The following is a 265-nucleotide window of genomic DNA, read 5'->3' as shown; positions in this document are numbered from 1 at the left end:
TCAGTCCGCCAACGTTAATGCTGATGTTGCCCGTGACCGTGCCGGTCACATCGCCTGTGAGCGAGCCATTGCCGATCATCGCGTAGCCGGAAGCGGCCGCGCCCCCGGTCAGCGTCAGAGCGCCCGTCGCAACGACGCGAATGTCGCCGCCGCCAGTGCCGTGGTAGCCAACCTGCGCCCGGTAGCCCGCCTGCGGCGCGAGAATCAGGTTGCCGGTCAGGATGGTGGTGAGACCGTGCGCGGAGCCGACGTCCGCATTCTCGAA

1 protein-coding gene is annotated in these 265 nt (G+C 67.5%); it reads right to left on the bottom strand.

The window, feature by feature from the left end:
* The coding region (locus tag Q5L94_RS13785) for a hypothetical protein (RefSeq protein WP_317498923.1) at positions 1-265 on the bottom strand (265 nt) is incomplete at both ends.

Origin of the sequence: Idiomarina sp. Sol25, assembly GCF_033052775.1 — a bacterium.
GTDB lineage: Bacteria > Pseudomonadota > Gammaproteobacteria > Enterobacterales > Alteromonadaceae > Idiomarina.
Note: the sequence above shows the minus strand (reverse complement) of the source record. Positions and strands in the feature narration are given on the sequence as shown.